Consider the following 17987-nt stretch of genomic DNA (forward strand, 5'->3'; position numbering starts at 1 on the left):
GTACAGCACCGGCGTGGCGGGGCGTGCCCGCGGGCCGAGGCAGCCGCACCACCCCTGGTTCTGCGATGCCGGACTATGTCGTCAGCGTCGAGGTCAGTCGGAGGCCGCGCATCCCGCGGACCACCTCGTGTCCAGGCGCCTTGACCGCGAGACGCCACGGGCGCCCGTGCGCGGGCCCGGCGCCGATCGTCGTCTCGCCAGCCGGAGTGTCGAGGAGGCAACTCTCACCGCTGTCGGCGACGCGATAGCCACGATGGCGATACCACCGCATGACCGGCATATCCCCCGCGTCGACCTTCGCGACGAACACCCGCACACCCTGCTCGGCAAGGAACCGCTCGGCATAGTCCAGCAACGCGGTTCCCGCGCCGCGTCCACGGAAACCTGTCTCGACCGCCAGAATCTCGATCTCGACAAGAGATCTCGCAAGCCAGCCGCCCTGCTCACCAGGATGCGACAAGACGAAATCCACCGGCGTGCACGCATACAGGACGCCGACCAGACGACCACCTGCCAGTACGCCGAACCCCCAGCCCGTCATGCCCGGCAGATCAGGAAGCTCGATCCGGCCGCCGGACAGATCGAGCGCAGCCCGCAGATTTCCACCGTCCCCGAACCCGGGTATCCCGGCCTCCGCTGCGATCTCCACCGCGGCCGCTCCCTCACCGGCACGGAGCAACCGCACCGCTAGGTCCGCGCGCTGATCACCGACGCCCGCGACACAATCATCGCCTGCGGCTACGAATTGTTGGGACACAAGTAACTCCGATCGTGTCAGAAGAGGCTAACGCGCCTCGGCCACCTGTCCGCCGCCTGCCTGGCACACTCGATGCCCGCGCACCGGCGCCTCAAGCCGTCACCGGACGCCACCGCTCGCGGCAGTACCCTTCCCGCATGGTGGCAGCACAGCAACCGGGACAGTCCGCTCACGAACTTTCGCGCGCGATCGCGGTCCGCACCGAATACTTCGCGACCGAGCAGGCGATCCACCTCCTGCGAAAGGCGATCAAACTCGGAGACAGCGACCAGATCGCCGGCGGCGTGACGGCCGCGACCGACGCGGTACATCACCTCGCCACCCTGGCCACCGCATCCCCAGGCAGCACGACCTCCACCCAACTGCGAACCCAGCTGCACGACTGCCAGACCTCATTCCACGAGGCGCACCAGCAGGGCGACACCGACGGCGTCATCGGCCGCGGCGAACTGGTCGGCGACGCCGTCATGAACTACGCGATCTACCTGACCAACCTCTAGCCGCACTGGCCACAACGAGCCGGTACCCGCCCCGAACGCCCGGTTCGCCACGACGATGGGCAGCCCACGCCCCCGTGTTTCCAGCCCACCCGCCCTGGGAGAGCACTCATGCCTGACGACGAGCTTCAGCTCCACGACGCCGCAGAGCCGTCGAACGAACCGTCCGACGACCTCGGCGTCCCGGTCATATTCGACGTCGTCGCCTTGGCCACCCACCTGATCAAGCGGGGCGTCACGTTGACCACGGACCAGCTCGCCGTCGCCGTCTACCGGGTGCCCGGCGATGACATGCCCGTCCTGCTCGACACCCTGCACCGGCACCGCCTCATCACCGACCACGCGCTGAGCGGCTTCGTCGGGCTCGCCTGGTCACACGCCGAGCGCCCCGACCTCGCACTCAGCCGCGGCCGTTGGCGGACGCTGTTCACCGCCGCCGGCTACACCGAAGACGGGCGCCGCGTCCCGCGCCCCACCCAGCCGCTTCGGCTCTACCGGGGCTCGGTCGCCGACCGCCGCGACGACTGGTCCTGGACCGAATCCCGCCACGTTGCCCGCACCTACGCCGCCGGCGGCTTCGGCAACCGCCTGCCGGGCGCGATCTGGACAGCCCTCGTCGAACCCGAACGCCTGCAGGCGTGCAACACCGACCGAGACGAAGCCGAATACGTCGTCGACACCGTAGGCCTCGCGATCGCCCCGATCTCCGGCGGCGCCGTACTGATCGACTCCACCGCATGAGAACCCGCGTCCCAACCTGGAAGCGGCGCGTGCCAGGCTGGTACGACGAGCACCGGTCACCGGCACCCTCGGGACCCCCAACCCCTGAGACCTCCAGCCGCGGAGGTGAACCGTCAGGCAGAGGAGGCGTCCGCGGGGTTGCCGTGGCGATGCGAGAAGATGGCGGCGTGCCCATCGCGGACCCCAACAGGAACTGCTGACCTGGCTACATCGCGTCAGCGACCTTCTGCCCCCGCAGGACCAATTCAGGTATCCGAACACCGAAGCCATGCTGATATCGCCCGGCCGATGGTTCACCCCGGCACCACTCCCCGCCGGACGTACCCGCGGCCCACAGCGAGCGTGCTTCACCAACGCGACCAGCCACAGCAAACGCCACGGCCTGCTACGTGGAAGCTTCGCGCTCGCCGACACCGGCCTCGTGACACCCCACGCCTGGTGCGCACATCCTGACGGGGCCGTCGAGGATCCGACCTGGAACGACGCGGGCCGCGCCTACCTCGGCATCGCGTTCACACCGGACTACCTCGCCGCCTTCGCAGCACGCCGCGGCCCCGCCACCGTGCTGTTCGACCAGCACCTCGACGACATGCGGCACCTGCGCGAAGGCCTGCCGGACACCGCGTTCGCCGACACCGGAATTCCCATAAGCACATGACGCACGTGGGAGCGGTGCTGGACCACCCCTCGCTCAGCCGACGCGGCAACCGACACACGGCGTCACGTCACGCATTCCCTGTTCGCCCCGATTCCCAGTACACTGCCCTGGCATAAGCTCCACCGCAGCAGCCCCGCTCTTCTCGGGCTGAGGATCGCAACGACACACCCGAGCGCACACCTGTGCGCTCCTCGTCGTGCCCAGCCTCACGAGAGCGGAGATGAACGTGTCCACACTGGACGACCTCTACCAACAGACCCTGGCCGCCGTTCCCGACCGCGCCTGCCGCATGCTCGTCGCCTACAGCCGCGCACGCCTCACCCGTGTCGAGCCGGTCGCGCACCTGCTCGACCACGACCGAGCCGTGGTGACACACCACGAAGACGGTGGCGTGACGCTCGTGTGGGATGAGTACAACGGCCACGTCGCGGCGGAAATGTTCAAGCTCACGATGGGGATGGTCTTCACCGGGCCCGGCCTCCTGCTCGATCCGCCGGAGCAGTTCTACGCACACCCGGACGGGTGGTGCCCGGCGTGCGCGGAAGCCCTGCTGGAAGGCCCGCCAGTATGGGGAATCTGGCTCGCCCAAGACTGGGAACGCGGCCACGTGCGCGCCGAACTGCAGCACGACCAGCCACGGACGGTGTCCAGGTTCGCCAACCGCGCGGTCGCCGAGCAGGAGATGCGCTCGCACCTGGCCGCGCTACGCCGCGACCGGCAGCGTCGGCGCTCAGCCCTGCCGGTGGAAGTCCTCGTACTAGACCGCGACCCGCGGCGGGCGCCGCGTTTCCGGCGGGACACGGTCAGCGAGAACTCCCAGCTGTGGCTCTGGCACGAGGACCCCACCGCTGCCCCCGCGGCCGCCCGGCGTCACGGCGCATGGCCCGACGAGGTCTGGCTGTTCCCCCACGACGGCCAAGCAGCCGACGAGGTCGTGGTCGTGCCCGGCATGAAGTTCGCGGCCCGCGCCCGCGCAGAAGACCACGACACGGAACGCCGCGAGCGTGCGCGCCGTGCAGCGCGACGCACCGGCGAGCAGGTCACCACGCTCGACGGCTGCACCATCGTCTGGCACCGCGAGAACGACACCGACGTCGAGGGGTATCTCAAATCGATTCTCGATCCCCGCTCCGCCGAGCCCGCGCGGCGGATACGGGCCGACGGAACCCCGGAACCGCTCGACGGCGCTCCCCACGGACTGACGGTGTACGGGACCAATCGGTTCAACCGCCCGGGTTTCGCCGCCGCGGCGACGATGACCCCGCAGTACGCACACCTGCTCGACGGCATCAAGCAGTCTCGCGGCATCACCGTAGGCGGCTGAACCCACGAACCTCAGAGTGCTACCCGTGGCGGCCGCATTCGCAGCGCGTCGCCGTGGCGCGCATGGTCGGCGACGTCGGCTTTCGAGGACGCGGCCTCTCTCGATCCGCGCCACCGGCGTCGTCGATGCTGCACACCGTCCGGGCGCGAGAAGCTTCTCCTCGCGCGCTTCCCGCACCCATCGGTGAAGGATGCTGCTGGGATCGGAGGTAGGCGAGCCTGTCAACCAATTGCTCCACGCTGCCTGGCAGAGGCTGCCGGTCACTGAGGGGCGCACCCAGTCCGTGGGACGTGCCGACCGCGGATGCAGGCCGTCCGCACACCGCGGACTACACCGCAGCGTGCGTCGCGAGCTTCCTCCGAAGAACGCTGGGAACATGCACCAGCCGCAATACAGCAGTGCCGTGCCGCAGTTCAGTGTGGTCGGTCGACCGCTCAACCCGGCATGCGCCGATCCCGGTCACCGGATCAGTCAGGGCCTGGATCAGGTCGTCTTCGTAGGGATACTCGTTCCATTCCAGCGTCCAGTGATCGTTGGCTCCCCAGAGCCTGCGGTGCGTGTCGCTGAACTCGTCGAGCCGGGGCGTCCGGTTCAACGGGTCGTACCACCACGATCCGATCGCCCAGTTATCGTCCGAGTCCCGGGCCTCCATCCGCACGATGAGCGCGGCGAGCAACATCGTCGCGTCTGGAGTGCGTGGGGGGAGGCTCGCCAGGGCGACCAGTTCGTCCTGGCGGATCGGTACGTCGGCAGTCGGCCAGCGATCAGTACCCCATCCGTGGTCGTGCGCCGTCGCCGCACAGCGGGGAGGCTCTTCGGCACTGGTGACGGTCATCCGCGCGCCCGTCGGCACATGGATCAGGCGGAAAGCGCTCCCCGTGGGCCGGCATTCCAGACGCAATCCAGGAACCCCTTTGCCCTCACTGGAGCGGACGAACCAGTTGGTGAGATTGTCGGACGCGTTCGTGCGGATCACGAGCTCGTCGGCGCGGGGTGACACGGACATGGAGTAGTCAGTGGAGTGGTGGACACCGCGCCAGCCAGGCGGGGCGGCGTTCGGACCCTTGTTGAAGATATGGAGTGCCAGCAGCGCCCTGAGTTCCCGCTGAGGTCCCGAACAGGCGTCCAACCCGAGATCCACGGACGTGATTCCCCGTTCGGCGACGTCGACGTCTTCACCGAGATACGCGGCTCGGACTGCGGCTGCGCGCTGCCGTTCCCGCTTGCCGGAGGATGTGTCGCTCGGCGCGAACACCATCCGTTCCCCGGCAGCGAGGCGCTGTGGGATTGGATCGACGCCCGGAATCCGGCACACGGGGTGCGTGAGTGCCCAGGCGACGACCGCGCTGCCGGAACCGCCGCTCCACCGGACCTGCAGGTCATCCGTGGTCGTCCGGACGTCGCTCCAGTCCGCGTTCTTCCACAGGGCATACCGCCGGAGGACCGCGCTCATCACGCCGTCACGCCGATCCGACCGCGCGCGGAGCGCAGCCAACTCCACCGGGTGGCAGCGACGTCGGACATCGCGCCAGATCCGCACGTCCGGGTCCTGATGACCGCACAGGTACTCCTGCACCTCGTTCCAGCGCTTCCGAGTGACGCCGCGCAGCCGCGCGGACGCCACCGGTCTCGTTCCCACCACAGACAGATCGAGGTGGTTCCCGTCGGGCGAGGGCCGCAGACCAGGCACGCCGGAGAGGTCCTCGCTCCACAGATTCGGCAACACGGCCGCGAGGAACCCCTCCAGTGCGCCGTCGGCGATCTTCAATGCGACCCCGTCCGGGAGCGGACGAACCATCTCGATCACGACAGCGGGATCGTCCACGTCGTCCCGACAGACGGGGAACCACTTCTCGACATCGCCGATCGCGAGCAGCAACCCGGCTTCCAGCCGCTTCTGCTGCGCTGTGACAGCGGCGGGGAAACGTCCCCATCCCCGGCGGTAATCGCCGCTGATCTCACGAAGCCATTCACCCGTACAGCGACGACGGGCATGCATCCATTCCGGATACGCAGAGCTGTTCTGTGCCATGACATCCTCCGCCGACGTTCCCCGGTCAACGTCGATGTGAGGTTGCCCAACGACACCGACTTCACGCGATGCTCAACCCGCGGTGACACCCTTGAGGGACGTCTCGGGGAGGCACGCACTCCACACCGGGATCAGGAGGCACCTCGCTGGCTGCCGCGACAGCCACGCGCAGACTACCAAGCAATGTCGCGACAACCGCCCTCCTCCGCCGAGCCGAAGGGATCTTCGTCCGCCCGGAGTCGTCGGGCACGACGACGCCATAACCTCATCGACGCCCGAGCGCGCGACCGGCCCGCTGTCCGGCACGGACGGCATCCGTATCCGGGCCGATTCGTAACACGAGCAGAATCTCGCTATCTGAAACCGTCGGCAGCGATCAGGATCGGGGTTCGATCTTGACCAGGCGAACAAGTTCGCCATCGAGGAGAAGAGAATCGACCAGGGCGTCGGTGACCTCGTCGTGCTCGCCCGCCCGCACGGTCACGGTGATCGCGAAGTCACGCAGAGCCTCCCGGAGGCGCTGGGGCACGGTCGCGAAATCAGCGGTCTCGTCGGCGTTACCGCTGAGTGCCACCAGGGCTTCCCGCGGCGCCTCGATCCCGGACACACTGGTGTCCGCCACGGGCGCCAATCCAGCCTCGGCGATCGCTTTGGCTGCCGAGGCTTGCAGGGCGACCGCGGCCAGGTACTCCATGACCTGGTCCCGACCGAAGGCCGGGTAGGCCGCAGCCGCCACCTCCCTCGCCGAGCAACCCACTACCAGGAAATCGTGAGTCATCGCATCGACCAGATTCCGGCGCGTCCCCAGGAAGTTCGCCACCTCGACCGTGGTGTTGGTTGCCTGCTTCGGTTTGTACGGATGGCAGCACGAGACCCACGGCCCGGTGAGATCCCTGCATGCAGACGCCAGCGGCCGCACTAGGCACCGACCACACCTTCCAGATCCCAGAGCATGAAGCCACCCGCTCGACAACCGCCATTAGGCACTCTGAGACGCTCGCTCCGGGGTCCACGCGGCGGGCACGCACCCCACCGTGGCAGGTACTTTCACTTATCAGACGAGGTGAACTAATAAATTCACAACGCAATATCAGTAACGTTACTGATCACTTTAACAACTGACCCAGTGATGCTTACACGTAAACTTACATGTAAGGCCGCAACTCTAAGTAGAGTCGCAACTTGCTCCTGTACACGTGCAGGAACAGTGTCTGAGCTGCGGCAACTTGCATGTTCGCCTGTCGTTGCGCGAGGTGTGCAATTCCATGCAGCCCCACTGATCGTGCTAACGGGCGCCTTCGCTAAAGTTCTCAGGCATCGGCACATGCCGAATGAGTCGTGTGGATTCGAGCTTCACAGCGGCCGGTTCCGGGGGAACCGGCCGCAAGGTCGGTTGCCGTGAATATCCAGGTAGCCGAACGGAGCACGATGACACATGACGGGGAAGAGAAGGATGAGGGGCACCGCGCTGCTGATCAGCGGGGTTACCCCACCAGGTGGCAGAAGCTCATCTGGTGGGGCCCGGTCATCATCCTGGCAAGTCAGCTGGCGGCACTCAGTAACACACTGATCCAGCTGATCGGCCGATAGGTCCGGTGGTCGGTCGTTGACCCGACCGGCCACCTACCAAAGCCACCCGAAAGGGTTTCTCTTTTGCTGTTTTGACGTTCAGCAAGAGCGATGCTAGACCATGGCGGACATGGTCACCAACCACGCCGGTTTGTTACCGCCCTGAGACATGGCAAGTCTCCGGCGCCACCGTGCAGCACCTACGCACCTGCGCAACCGGGCCCTGACCGGGCCTGATCGATCCGGCCGAGCCTGTAATCCGGAAGCGATTTCGCGAAAGGCTCGGTGGGCCGCTCTAGCGATGATCTCGAGGCGGCAGCCGCTGGAGCACGAGTTCAGGTTCACCGCCGCTGATGCACTGTGGCCGCATGCTTGCGAAGTGGCTGGGCGAGGTCGAGATGGTCGCCGTCCGTAGGCGACCTGCCGACTACTTCGACCAAGGTCTGGGGCCACGGCCCAGGCGCTCCTAGACCGGCAGTGGCCGGTGAGGCGGCTCGTCGAACACTGCGCAGCGTCGGGAGCCTGGTCAGCTCCGGCCTCCCGCGCTCAGAGCAGTGATCGTGAGGCGCCAGGTGCTGTCCCACTATCGGGTGACCTCAGGCCAACATGGCTTCGCGTCAGCGAGACGAATCCATCGGCCCGGTTGGCCCGTCGGCAACGGGGCCGGCGCGTACGCGATCTCCCGCCCCATCAGGAGGGACCGCGGCATGAAGCAGCAACACGATCCTGGCCGCAGGCGTGGCGGCTTCTGTCGGTGGTGGTCCGTAGGATTGTTCGCGTGTTCGACCCTGACCTGGAAGTCTGCGGCGCCTGCGGCGTGACGAGACAGCACCACTCCAAGGCCTGCAACCCCGCTGATCTTCAGCGTGTCACGGAACTCGAGAACGGCATCGACCGTGCCCTCGACGCCCTGCTCTCGGCGTCGTGACGGGCCGGACGATCGACTTTCCGCCACTGCGGCACGGTGTCGACTACCACCAGCACGCCGCACGCGGACTTGGCGGGACTCCGACCCCGGGTGAGCTGACGTACGCGGTGCTGCGCTTACGCGCCAGTGTCGAAATCCTGCTCAGGTATCGGTTGCTCTGCCAGGACTGGCGCTTCATTCTCGAGGACACAGACGCGGACGCGGCGTCCCCGCGCCGCGGACCGGACGAGTTCATGGACGTCTCCATTTTTCAGCTCAAAGATTGGCCGGGCCGGGCCTGGAGCTACCTGGCCACCGCATTGCTGGACATCCTGACCTCCCTCGATGGCCCCTCCCCGAACCGGATCATCGTCCGGCCGCTCGCCCGGCTCTTCGATGACGCCGACGCCGTCTACATGCTCACGATCGCCGAAACCCCGCCCAGGATCCCGCTGGACATGCGGATCCATCTCACCGACCAAGCGGCCACCACGTTCGACGGCTTCGCCCCGAGCACGCGGGGCTATCCGAGATGACCGACCACAACGGCCCGGCCCGGCTGCGCGCGTGGTGGAAGGCCCAGCGGATGGCGGCCGCGGTCACCCCTGCCTCGCCCGAGGCGATCGGGTTCGCGGCGTTCGGCGAGGGCACCTACCTGGCCTGGCCGCAGGGTGTGCTTGACGGCGTGGGACGGATCGTGCTGGGCGCCCGGTGCGTGATCAACGAGCACGTCACGCTGTCGTCAGGGTTCCCCGGCGACACCAGCGACGGCCCGCCGGCGATCGTGCTCGGCGACGGCGTCCTGCTCGGCCGCCGCTGTGAGCTGCACGCCATGACCTCGATCGTCGTCGGCGCCCACGTGTTCTTCGGCCCGGACGTGAAAGTGTTCGACCACAACCACGTCGCCGCCGACCCCGATGTCCCGATCGGACACCAGCTGCCACTGCAGGCCGCGGCCGTCGAAATCGGCGCCGGTTCCTGGATCGGCGCCGGCGCCACGATCCTGGCCGGAGCCCGGATCGGCCGTCACACCACCGTCGGCGCCGGCGCGGTCGTGGCCCGCGGCGACTACCCCGACCACGCCACCCTGCTCGGCGTCCCCGCCCGCCCGTCGACGCGCCCACCAACGGCGACAGCGCGCAGCACGCTCGGCGACATGGCCGAACCAGACGGCCAGACGGGCTACAGCACGGCTTGGGTGGAGCTGACCAGGACGCTCGCCGAGCTGGAGAACCAGGCGAAAGCTCAGGCCGGCGGCGACACGGCACTATTTCACCGGACAATGGCGATGCTGCTCTACGACAAGTGGATCAGCGTCAGCTACCACGTCACCATGCGCCAGTGCGCCACCCCGACGGAGTCCGTGCTGGCGGACCTGCTCATCGAGCGCGCGATCGAGCATCGCCTTGCTGCGAAGAACACCGCCAGCTGATCACGGTCAACCGTGCGGGCGCCGCGAGCGGTTCGTCCCCACGGTCCACCTGCAGCAGGGCGACAGGATGCAGACCGTGCTCGGTGGAAGCGCCCAGCCTCGCCACGCCCGAGACACCATCACGACCGTGCCACACCATCGCCCCCCCACCGGCTGATCACCAAGTACACGCTCACGATGTGGCGGACCGGCTGCATCCCGGGCGACATGTCCGGGCCCCGCGAACGCTGTGCACCGGGTAATTCGAGCAGGCCTGGGTGTGCTGAGCACGGCCGCGGACGCCAAGCACACGAATATTGCTGGGGTGTCCCACTCGCTACGTCACCGACCGGAAGACAGGCCAGGTCAGGCCCGCGTTACCGCAGGACGTGGTGTCTGAGCTACGGCTCTCCAGGGTCGAACCCGCGAGGCAAGCCCAGGGTTCCCTCTACCGTGGCCCTGCCGAACCGAGTACGGGTCACAGTCGCGCCAGTCAGATCGGCCTCGCTGAGGTCCGCATACTCAAGGTCGGCATCGGTCAGGTCCGCGTTGGTGAGGTTGGCCCTGTTCAGGTTCGCGTTTCGCAGGCTCGCGCCCGTCAGGGTCGCTGTGGCCAGGTTCGCCGAACGCAGATTGGTCTTGCGGAGGTTGGCGTTTGCCAGGTGCGCCCCGGTCAAGTCGGCCTCCGGCAGGACTGCAGCCTGCAGGTCGGCCCGGATGAGCTCCGCGTCACCGAGCTGGGCGTTGTGCAACCAGGCGCCGCGCAAACTGGTGTTCCCGAGTTTGGCTCCGCGCAGGTCTGCCCTGGCCAGATTCAGCTGTGCCAGGTCCAGCGCCAGGGCGGATTCTGCCTTGCCGGTACGCGTGCGCAATTCGGCCGCAACTGCGGCCTTGTCTGGCGGCAGACGTTTCCAGGACGACTCAGGAAGGTCGCCGTCAGCCGGGTATTGGTCGTGCAAGAAGTCCAGCAAGGTGCACAGGATCCGGTCTAGGCTATTCGCCGGTGGAATCGCCGGCCACAGAATCCCCAGCGCCCGGACCGCATCCGCACGCTTTCGCTCATCGGCATCGCGCAACGCCTCGGCCGCGGCCAGATAAGCCGTCACCAGGCGGACTTGATCGTCACTCATGCGGTCATTGTGACCGTCCTCCGCACGACGCGCATCGCATTCGCGCAGGTGACGAGCCACATCACATGGCACGATGCCACGCGCGGCTCTACGTGTTCGTCCGGCCGACAATGACCCCGTCGGTCACTCTGATCGTCGGGTGCCAGACCGCGGGTACTCCCCCGGACGACGCTGGATCTGTCACAGTGACCGTATGACCGCACCGGCTCACAATCTCACCGACGACGAGCTACATGCCCTGACCGAACGGCTCGGCGCGGCCGTCACACGCGGCGACATTGCTCGGGAAGCCGCCATCGGCGAACTGCTCGACAAGGCCGACGGCGGCCTCACCCCCATCGGCGCGGCCGAGTCAATCGACCACTGGAACTACGACCTACCCGACTACGCCGAGGCGTTCGAGGACCTTGTCGGCCCTGTGAGCGGGTTCGCCGCGATGCCGCCTGACGAGCGAGTCATGCACAGCCAGCGACTGTTGACCATCAGCACGAACTCTGACGTAATCGAGCGCCTAGGGCGGGACGTGGTCGACGGCCGCAGGACCCGCGACGACGCGATCACCGCCCTGCGCGACTACCTGGATCTACCGATGAGCGCAGGCGACGCGGGACAGCTCATCGATGATTGGGCCACCGTCGGGATCCGGCACTCCCGGGCAGCGCGGCACATGACTCGCCTGATCTCCGGGAACGATGCCATCCCGGCCGAGGGCTGATCACGCCGTTTCCTGTGGTCGCTGCGCCCAGTTCCGCAGCTGTGCAGCGCCGGGTAGACGTTGGATTCATCCCAGCTGTCTGCGGAAGGATCCGGCTCTGGGCCACGGATGAGGTGCTGCCACGCCTCGCGGACAGGATGGCCGAGCTCGACGCGGGCGGTCAGGACGGCCCGACATCGACGACTTCGTGGAAGGTCTCGCGGCCGACACGGTTCATGCCGCCGACGCGGTGCTCGATGCCGGCATCTGTGGATCAGCTCGTCGCCAACAACTGGGAAGCGTCATTAACCGGACCGTGCGCAATTCCCGGTTCTTCCGTGCGATCACCGGAGCGGCGGACTTCCGGCGTACGGATCTCCTGCCAGCATCGCCGGGTGATGGAGTACTTCACCCTCGATCCGACGACGACGGCAACCCGCGACCAGGCGGTGGTCGATGCCGCACTGCGCAGGGCATGGAACGCGTGTACCGGTGTGCCCTGCTCGAAATGCGGCGTCTCCACCGGGCAGTACTGCCGGGATAAGACGCGAGGCGCCTGGTGGGTCACCCGCTTTCACCGGCCCCGCCAGGACGCCGCGGGCGTGCGAGGAATCTTGGCCAAGGTTGGGATTCATGGACTCGGCTGGGCGAAGGGGAACGGCGTGTTCGCGTGGGACGACCGCCGTGTTCCGATGGTGTAAGTCGCCCAGGCCGCGGTGATCGGGAAATTTCAGGCCTTGCCCAGGGACAGGTCCTGGGCGCCGGGGACGTACCGGCGCGGCCCGTGCGTCATGATCGTGCTGGGGTGTCCTGCGTTGGCTTCTGCGTGTTGATCGTCTCTGTCGGTTGCGGCTGGCAGGATGACGTCCATGACCACCAGTAAGCGAGCCGTGTATGTGGTGCACGACCGCACCACGGATGCCAACCCCGGAATCCTCACGACAGCGTACGAATCCACCGAGAAGGCCATCGCGGACCTCGACGGATTCCGTGCCCAGCACCCCGACAACCCCGGCCCGCTCACCTGGTCCACCGGCCCTGGCTGGGCCGATGGCCGTGACGCGAACGGCAACACGGTGTTCTACGTGTTCGGCCTGACGGTCGCACCAGACAATGAACCGGCCTACTTCGAGAAGTTCAACCGCAGGTCGTGACCAGGGTGATCACTGATACGCGAGGTGAGGAGTGCGAATGAGCGGGGACTACTCGACGCCCGGGCCGGGCGTGCACGAGACGGAAGCCCTGACGGCGCTGGACAACGGCGACGTCGAAGGGGCGAGTCGGAGCCCAACTCGCTCAGGCGACCACGGTAAACCGGCTGGCGTCGATCCTTCAGCACGCCGCGGCGCCGAAGGACGACCTGTAGGCCCGCGATGACATGCAAGCTCTGGGTGCAGAGCGCCAACTGGCAGACGACCATCCGCGCCGACCGCATCCTCGGATTTCGCGTGACCGCGGCACCAGGCACCAGCGACCCGTACGACCCGTTCCGGCTAGAGGCCGTCACTGCCGACCCGGTCGGCGAGCACGGCTCCACCATCGTGCGGCTCTGCTCGGGCAAGATGGAGACCTTCCCCGAGGACACCGCCCAGGCCCTCGCCCAGAAGATCGCTCAGCACATCGACGATCCGGACGGCGGCATCATCAGCTGTATGGACGAGGACACCGCCGAGGGCCTCAAGCTTGCCATGTTCGAGTTCAGGTCGTTCGCCGAGCGGACTGGGCCGCGCCCGGTCCGCTGACGTTCGAGCGATCGGGCGGCAAACCGTCAGTGCTGGTGCGGGTTGTGATGGCGGAGCTCGGCCTGGAAGTCGGGGGCCGGCGAGGTCACGCTGAACGATGGCGGCGAAACGGACTACTACCCTGATCCCTATCACGGGGTCGCCTGGCATCCCGATCACGCCTACCAGTTCGACGAGTACGGCCAGCTCGATAGCAGCGCGGCGCTGCGACTGGAGGGACACCCGGCCGGTTTCCCGGGGACAAGCATCCTCCGCGTCGGATCCATCGCTGTACGCCACCCACCATTTCCCGGACGACGCAGGGGCCAACCTCGATGTAGTCGGGGCCGAACTCGTCGGCCACTGCGCCGATCACAACCCGCTCGTGGTGGAGGTCGACGAAACGAGACTTGCCTGACCGTCTGCCGGTCAGGGCGTGGTGACCAGCGAATCGGGGCCACGGTCTTTCGGTGCGGTCCGAACGATATGGCCGACCAGGAGTGCGAGCTGGATGACGGCGGCCATGCCGTCCTCGGTGGCGTCCGCGATCTCCGGGCCGAGGTCGTCCAGCGCGCCCGGAACGCCGGCACGGATCCGCTTGGCGGCGTCGCGCACGCGAATCAGGACGCGCTGTTCCTCGTGGGAGGGGTCGAGCCGGTGGAGGCCGTCGACCATGCCGGTGGGAACACCGTGCGGATCGACGACCGCCAAGGTCACGCGGTCGAGGTAGTGCAGTCGTTCAGCCAGGATGTCCAGCCACGCCCCGGCGACCGCCAGCAGCGCGGGACGACCACCGACGCGGATCAGGCTGTCCAGGTAGGTCTGCGCCTGAGCGTGGTGGTCGCTGGCCGCGGCAGCGGTGATCGCCGCCGCGCGCCGGCACCAGCCACCTTCCTGAGCCCGGAAGTGCGGGGCGTGAATCACCAGCGCCGCGATGAGATGGCGGCGGCCACCGATGGCGTCCATGACCTCATACACGTGACGAGCCAGCGGGTACACGTCCTCGAGGAGCTGCTCGCGGGTCGCGGTTAGCAGGACGGTCACGAACGCGGCCAATGCCTCCAACTGTCCATCGACGACGGTTTCCTGGACATAGCTGTGCAGACAGGATTCGGCGGGCATGATGTCCGTCGCGGCCGCGACCGTGCTGGCCGCGATCGCGGTCCACCACTGCACGAGTCCCAGGAGCCGGTCCCTGACGATCAGGTCGTCGATCAGGGCGGTGTAGCGGTCGGTGTCTCCCGCCGCGGCCGCGGCGGTCAGGTCCGCGGTGTCCCGGCCGCCGTCACCCAGCGGCTCCAGGAGCAGCTCCCGAAGCCGCCACACCAGAGCCCACTGTTCCGGTCCAGCCAAGGTCAACACGTCGCCGACCACCGGGTGCCGCCGGTGCAGCTTCCCCTCGTGAGCGGTGTCGATCAGCGCGGCTGCCTTCACCGGCCACACCGAACGAGTGTCCTCGTCCGGCTTGACCAGGGACACGCCCGGCGGGGTCGCACCCGGCTTCGTCGCGTGCGGCGACCGGCCCGCTGACGACAACGTCGCGATCACGTGCGCCCAGGCGATCACCGCATCCCGGGTCCCACCAGCCCGATGCAGATCCTCCAACACCGTGACGATCTGCTGCTCCCGACTGTGGGGATCCATCCTGCTTTCTTGCGCGATCGACACCACCCGACGCGTCGCAGTGATCACCAGGCCGAGCGGTGCGATCTCCCTCTCCCACATCGCTCCATACTGGCAGGCTCGTCCCGGCACGAAATGCCGAGCGTCCTGAGTAGCGGCCGCAGTGAGTGCCGGTACCGTGCGAGCTCATGCAGGTTTGCCCGTTGGATGCGGCGGCCGCCCTCGCCGCGCGGTGTCGCCGTCCACTGCACGTTGAGAGACCCCGCAGTTACTGGACGCTGGTGCGATGGGGGATCACCGCAGTGCGTCCGGATCGGCTCGCCAGGCTCGCCGGCGCAAACCGATGAGCACGGCCTACTGGGACCGCTACGCGGCTCGCACGGCCAACGCCGACACTGCCGAGGTGCCGCTCGATCCGTTCGGGTGGACCCAGTATCCGTCCCACGGTCCCGGGATCGAACTGCTCGGCGACCCGAATTCAGCTCTCGAACTCGGATCCGGCCACGGGGACGCGGTCGCGGCACTGGCCATGCGGGGCGTCGACGCGACGGGCGTGGACACCTCCGGCACGCAGTGCGCTCACGCGCGTCGCCGCTGGGGACACGTGGCGGGAGCCCGCTTCGACCAAGGCGACGTGGTGAAGTTTCTGGCCAGAGCGGACCGGAGCTGGGATGCGATCTACTCGATCTGGGGCGCGCTCTGGTTCGTCGATCCCGCCGTGCTGTTGCCGCTTATGCGGGATCACCTGACACCCAGCGGGAAGCTGGTGTTCTCCCACGCTCCCCCGGTACCGGGCGCCTACGGCATACAGGGCACGTACGGAGCCAAGTTCAGTGCCGAACCGCAGTGGGTGTACCGATGGTCCTACGAACCGGAGACCTGGGCGGAGTTGCTGCGGGGCAGCGGCTTCGGGAACATTCACGCCCGTATCGTGGTGGCTCCGGATCCCAGGAAGCTGGGCACCCTGATCGTGGAAGCCGACCTCCGGCCCGACCAGCCCAGGTGCGTCGCGGATGCCTGAGAACCTCCCAGCAGCCGACCTCGCGGTGCTAGGCGTCGAACTTCTCAGTCGCGCTGACACCGACCAGGCCGCTCGGCGGGCGCTCGATCCCCACTCCCCCACGCCGGCGCAGTGGCAGCGCGTCAGCGAGGTCGACGCCGGCAACACCGCGTTCCTGGCCTCGGTGATCGATAGTGTCGGCTGGCCAAGCACGAAGCTGGTCGGCTCAAAGGCCGCGCACGCGGCATGGCTGCTCGCCCAGCACGCCCCCGCGGACGATCGAGCGCGGTGGCTTCCGCTGCTCGCCGCGGCCGTCGATCCCGACGACGAGGTCGGGGTGCGCGATCACGCCTATCTCGCCGACCGCGTCGCCACCGACACCCGACGCCCGCAGCGCTGGGGCACCCAATCGCTGTGCTTCCCCCGCAAGGGATGCCGGCTGTACCCGCTCGACGACGCACCGGGCGTGAACGCGCGGCGCGTGTCGATCGGGCTGGAGCCACTCACTGAGGCAGCCCTCGCCGCGGCGTATCCCGACTACGACACCGTCGACGCCACGCGTCTGGCCACCCTCTAGCGGACCCACTTGGGAGGTTTCTCGCGCATCCCAGGTCGGGCGGCCTACCACCTGGCACCCAGCGCTGCGGGTCACTCGCATGCCCGCTACCGTGCCGCGTGATCAGATTGGCATCGGTTAACGCGTTCAACCTCTACGGCGATCCGGCGGACGAGGCTCGGTTCGCGCAAGTGGAAGAGATGATCCGCCGGATCGACGCGGATGTCGTCGCTGTCCAGGAGATCGTCGCTCACCCGCCGACGGACCCGGGAGACCCTGATAAACGCGGGCTGGCCGAGGACCGTGTCCAGCGGCTCGCCGAAGCCGTGGGTTTACGCTGCGACATCGACGGCGAGGTCGTGTGCGCACTGGGCGGCGGACACCACCACGCCGCTCTGCTATGGCGCGACGGGGTCCACCCCGGCAAGGTCACAATCACGCCGATAAAGGGGAAAATCGGGCGGTTCGAGCGTGATCCCGCAGGGATGTGGCACTCGTTCGTCACCGCGGTGTTCGACCTGAACGGCAAGAAGATACGTGTCGGGAACGGGCAGCTCTCCCCGTTCGAACCAGGCAGGGGATGGGGCTGGGCTGACGCCGGGCAGGTCATGCGGGCCATGAACGGCGACAACATCCCCGGACTCGCCGCCGCCGACTGGAACGGGGTGGGCGCCACCAAGGTCATGTTGTCCGACGGCGGCGAAACCGATTACGACCCTGATCCCTATCACGGAGTCGCTTGGCATCCCGATCACGCCTACCAGCTCGACGAGTACGGCCGGCTCGATCGCAGCGTCGCGCGCCGTCTGGAGGGACCGGGCCGGTTCCGTGACTGCGCCCGGATCGCGAATGTGCCGTGGAAGGCCACGACCGGCCGGTTTCCCGGGGACAAGCATCCGCCGCGTCGGATCGACCGCTGGTACGCCACCCACCATCTCCCCGACAAGGCTGTGATCACGGTCGATGTCGCCGGCGCCGACGTCGTTGGACAATGCACCGATCACGACCCCGTTGTGGTGGCTGTCGACGAGACAATGCTCGGAACCTAATCGAGCGCGCCGATCGCGGTCGCCGGCACCCGAAGACGGCGCCGGGGCTACTGCAACGCTCACCAAGCCGCGGTCGCACTGGTCACCGCTCCTCTGCGCGGCCCGGCCACCGGCAACGACACCGACTTCGACCAGCCGCACACCGCTGCGCCGATCGATAGCAAGGCAGTGGTATCCCGGACGGCTCGTCCGCCGAGTCTGGAGGCGTCTTGGCGCCACGCCGCTCGGGCTGATCGACACTGTCGCGGCCGAACACCCCTCCCTGGCCGGCGGCCGCCCGGCGTCCAAGGGCACCGCTAGGCCGCAGCAGGTAGGTGT

The 17987-nt window shown here is 67.7% G+C and carries 19 protein-coding genes; 14 read left to right on the forward strand and 5 right to left on the reverse strand.

The genetic code is table 11. The features are described from left to right. Positions 1-73: 73 nt before the first annotated feature. Positions 74-649 (reverse strand): GNAT family N-acetyltransferase, encoded by a 576-nt coding sequence (locus ACZ3HL_RS41465; RefSeq protein WP_465537274.1) that lies wholly within the window; start codon positions 647-649, stop codon positions 74-76. A gap of 245 nt (positions 650-894) precedes the next feature. Here ACZ3HL_RS41465 and ACZ3HL_RS41470 point away from each other — a divergent pair, with 245 nt between their 5' ends. The 4 genes from ACZ3HL_RS41470 (at position 895) to ACZ3HL_RS41485 (ending at position 3977) form a co-directional block, all read left to right on the forward strand. Then, positions 895-1257, forward strand: coding sequence for a hypothetical protein (locus tag ACZ3HL_RS41470; RefSeq protein ID WP_465537276.1), 363 nt, complete (start codon positions 895-897; stop codon positions 1255-1257). Positions 1258-1365: 108 nt separating this feature from the next. Further along, positions 1366-1995 (forward strand): hypothetical protein, encoded by a 630-nt coding sequence (locus ACZ3HL_RS41475; RefSeq protein ID WP_465537278.1) that lies wholly within the window; start codon positions 1366-1368, stop codon positions 1993-1995. 268 nt (positions 1996-2263) lie between these two features. Continuing rightward, positions 2264-2653 carry a hypothetical protein gene (locus tag ACZ3HL_RS41480; protein ID WP_465537279.1) on the forward strand — a complete coding sequence of 130 codons (390 nt, stop codon included), beginning with the start codon at positions 2264-2266 and terminating at the stop codon, positions 2651-2653. Between the two features lie 226 nt (positions 2654-2879). Further along, positions 2880-3977: a hypothetical protein gene (locus ACZ3HL_RS41485; protein WP_465537281.1), complete on the forward strand. Its 1098-nt coding sequence runs from the start codon at positions 2880-2882 to the stop codon at positions 3975-3977. A 328-nt stretch (positions 3978-4305) separates the two neighbouring features. Here the strand turns inward: ACZ3HL_RS41485 and ACZ3HL_RS41490 are convergent, their stop codons facing one another. Both ACZ3HL_RS41490 and ACZ3HL_RS41495 read right to left on the reverse strand, forming a co-directional pair. After that, on the reverse strand, positions 4306-6009 hold the full coding sequence (locus ACZ3HL_RS41490; protein ID WP_465537284.1) for a hypothetical protein: 1704 nt from the start codon (positions 6007-6009) through the stop codon (positions 4306-4308). A 376-nt stretch (positions 6010-6385) separates the two neighbouring features. Then, on the reverse strand, positions 6386-6928 hold the full coding sequence (locus ACZ3HL_RS41495; protein WP_465537285.1) for a hypothetical protein: 543 nt from the start codon (positions 6926-6928) through the stop codon (positions 6386-6388). A 1428-nt stretch (positions 6929-8356) separates the two neighbouring features. On the opposite strand from ACZ3HL_RS41495, the gene ACZ3HL_RS41500 reads away from it, so the two are divergent. Genes ACZ3HL_RS41500 through ACZ3HL_RS41510 form a run of 3 tightly spaced genes read left to right on the forward strand, consistent with a single transcriptional unit; the run spans position 8357 to position 9917 of the window. Beyond that, positions 8357-8506: a hypothetical protein gene (locus ACZ3HL_RS41500; RefSeq protein WP_465537287.1), complete on the forward strand. Its 150-nt coding sequence runs from the start codon at positions 8357-8359 to the stop codon at positions 8504-8506. Next, complete coding sequence (locus ACZ3HL_RS41505; RefSeq protein ID WP_465537289.1) at positions 8503-9021, forward strand: hypothetical protein; 519 nt, start codon at positions 8503-8505, stop codon at positions 9019-9021. The genes ACZ3HL_RS41500 and ACZ3HL_RS41505 overlap by 4 nt, the downstream gene beginning before the upstream one ends. Continuing rightward, the gene (locus tag ACZ3HL_RS41510; protein ID WP_465537291.1) at positions 9018-9917 is read left to right on the forward strand and encodes an acyltransferase; all 900 of its coding nucleotides are present in this window, start codon (positions 9018-9020) and stop codon (positions 9915-9917) included. Before ACZ3HL_RS41505 ends, ACZ3HL_RS41510 begins: the two co-directional genes overlap by 4 nt. A 380-nt stretch (positions 9918-10297) precedes the next feature. On the opposite strand, the gene ACZ3HL_RS41515 is transcribed toward ACZ3HL_RS41510, so the two are convergent. Continuing rightward, positions 10298-11026: a pentapeptide repeat-containing protein gene (locus tag ACZ3HL_RS41515; RefSeq protein WP_465537293.1), complete on the reverse strand. Its 729-nt coding sequence runs from the start codon at positions 11024-11026 to the stop codon at positions 10298-10300. A 193-nt stretch (positions 11027-11219) separates the two neighbouring features. On the opposite strand from ACZ3HL_RS41515, the gene ACZ3HL_RS41520 reads away from it, so the two are divergent. From ACZ3HL_RS41520 to ACZ3HL_RS41535, 4 genes are all read left to right on the forward strand, one after another. Then, positions 11220-11741: a hypothetical protein gene (locus ACZ3HL_RS41520; protein ID WP_465537294.1), complete on the forward strand. Its 522-nt coding sequence runs from the start codon at positions 11220-11222 to the stop codon at positions 11739-11741. A gap of 137 nt (positions 11742-11878) precedes the next feature. Next, positions 11879-12421 carry a hypothetical protein gene (locus ACZ3HL_RS41525; protein WP_465537295.1) on the forward strand — a complete coding sequence of 181 codons (543 nt, stop codon included), beginning with the start codon at positions 11879-11881 and terminating at the stop codon, positions 12419-12421. Positions 12422-12589: 168 nt separating this feature from the next. Further along, positions 12590-12874 (forward strand): hypothetical protein, encoded by a 285-nt coding sequence (locus ACZ3HL_RS41530; protein WP_465537297.1) that lies wholly within the window; start codon positions 12590-12592, stop codon positions 12872-12874. A gap of 237 nt (positions 12875-13111) precedes the next feature. After that, the gene (locus tag ACZ3HL_RS41535) at positions 13112-13462 is read left to right on the forward strand and encodes a hypothetical protein (protein ID WP_465537298.1); all 351 of its coding nucleotides are present in this window, start codon (positions 13112-13114) and stop codon (positions 13460-13462) included. A 408-nt stretch (positions 13463-13870) separates the two neighbouring features. Here the strand turns inward: ACZ3HL_RS41535 and ACZ3HL_RS41540 are convergent, their stop codons facing one another. Beyond that, complete coding sequence (locus ACZ3HL_RS41540; RefSeq protein ID WP_465537300.1) at positions 13871-15085, reverse strand: hypothetical protein; 1215 nt, start codon at positions 15083-15085, stop codon at positions 13871-13873. Positions 15086-15407: 322 nt separating this feature from the next. Between ACZ3HL_RS41540 and ACZ3HL_RS41545 the strand changes: the two genes are divergently transcribed. From ACZ3HL_RS41545 to ACZ3HL_RS41555, 3 genes are all read left to right on the forward strand, one after another. Then, positions 15408-16085, forward strand: a complete 678-nt coding sequence (locus ACZ3HL_RS41545; protein WP_465537301.1) for a class I SAM-dependent methyltransferase — start codon at positions 15408-15410, stop codon at positions 16083-16085. Then, the gene (locus tag ACZ3HL_RS41550) at positions 16078-16641 is read left to right on the forward strand and encodes a DUF6624 domain-containing protein (RefSeq protein ID WP_465537303.1); all 564 of its coding nucleotides are present in this window, start codon (positions 16078-16080) and stop codon (positions 16639-16641) included. The genes ACZ3HL_RS41545 and ACZ3HL_RS41550 overlap by 8 nt, the downstream gene beginning before the upstream one ends. A 98-nt stretch (positions 16642-16739) precedes the next feature. Next, positions 16740-17669, forward strand: coding sequence for an endonuclease/exonuclease/phosphatase family protein (locus ACZ3HL_RS41555; RefSeq protein WP_465537305.1), 930 nt, complete (start codon positions 16740-16742; stop codon positions 17667-17669). Positions 17670-17987: the final 318 nt, after the last annotated feature.

The sequence above is a fragment of the Amycolatopsis sp. NPDC000009 genome (assembly GCF_055563465.1).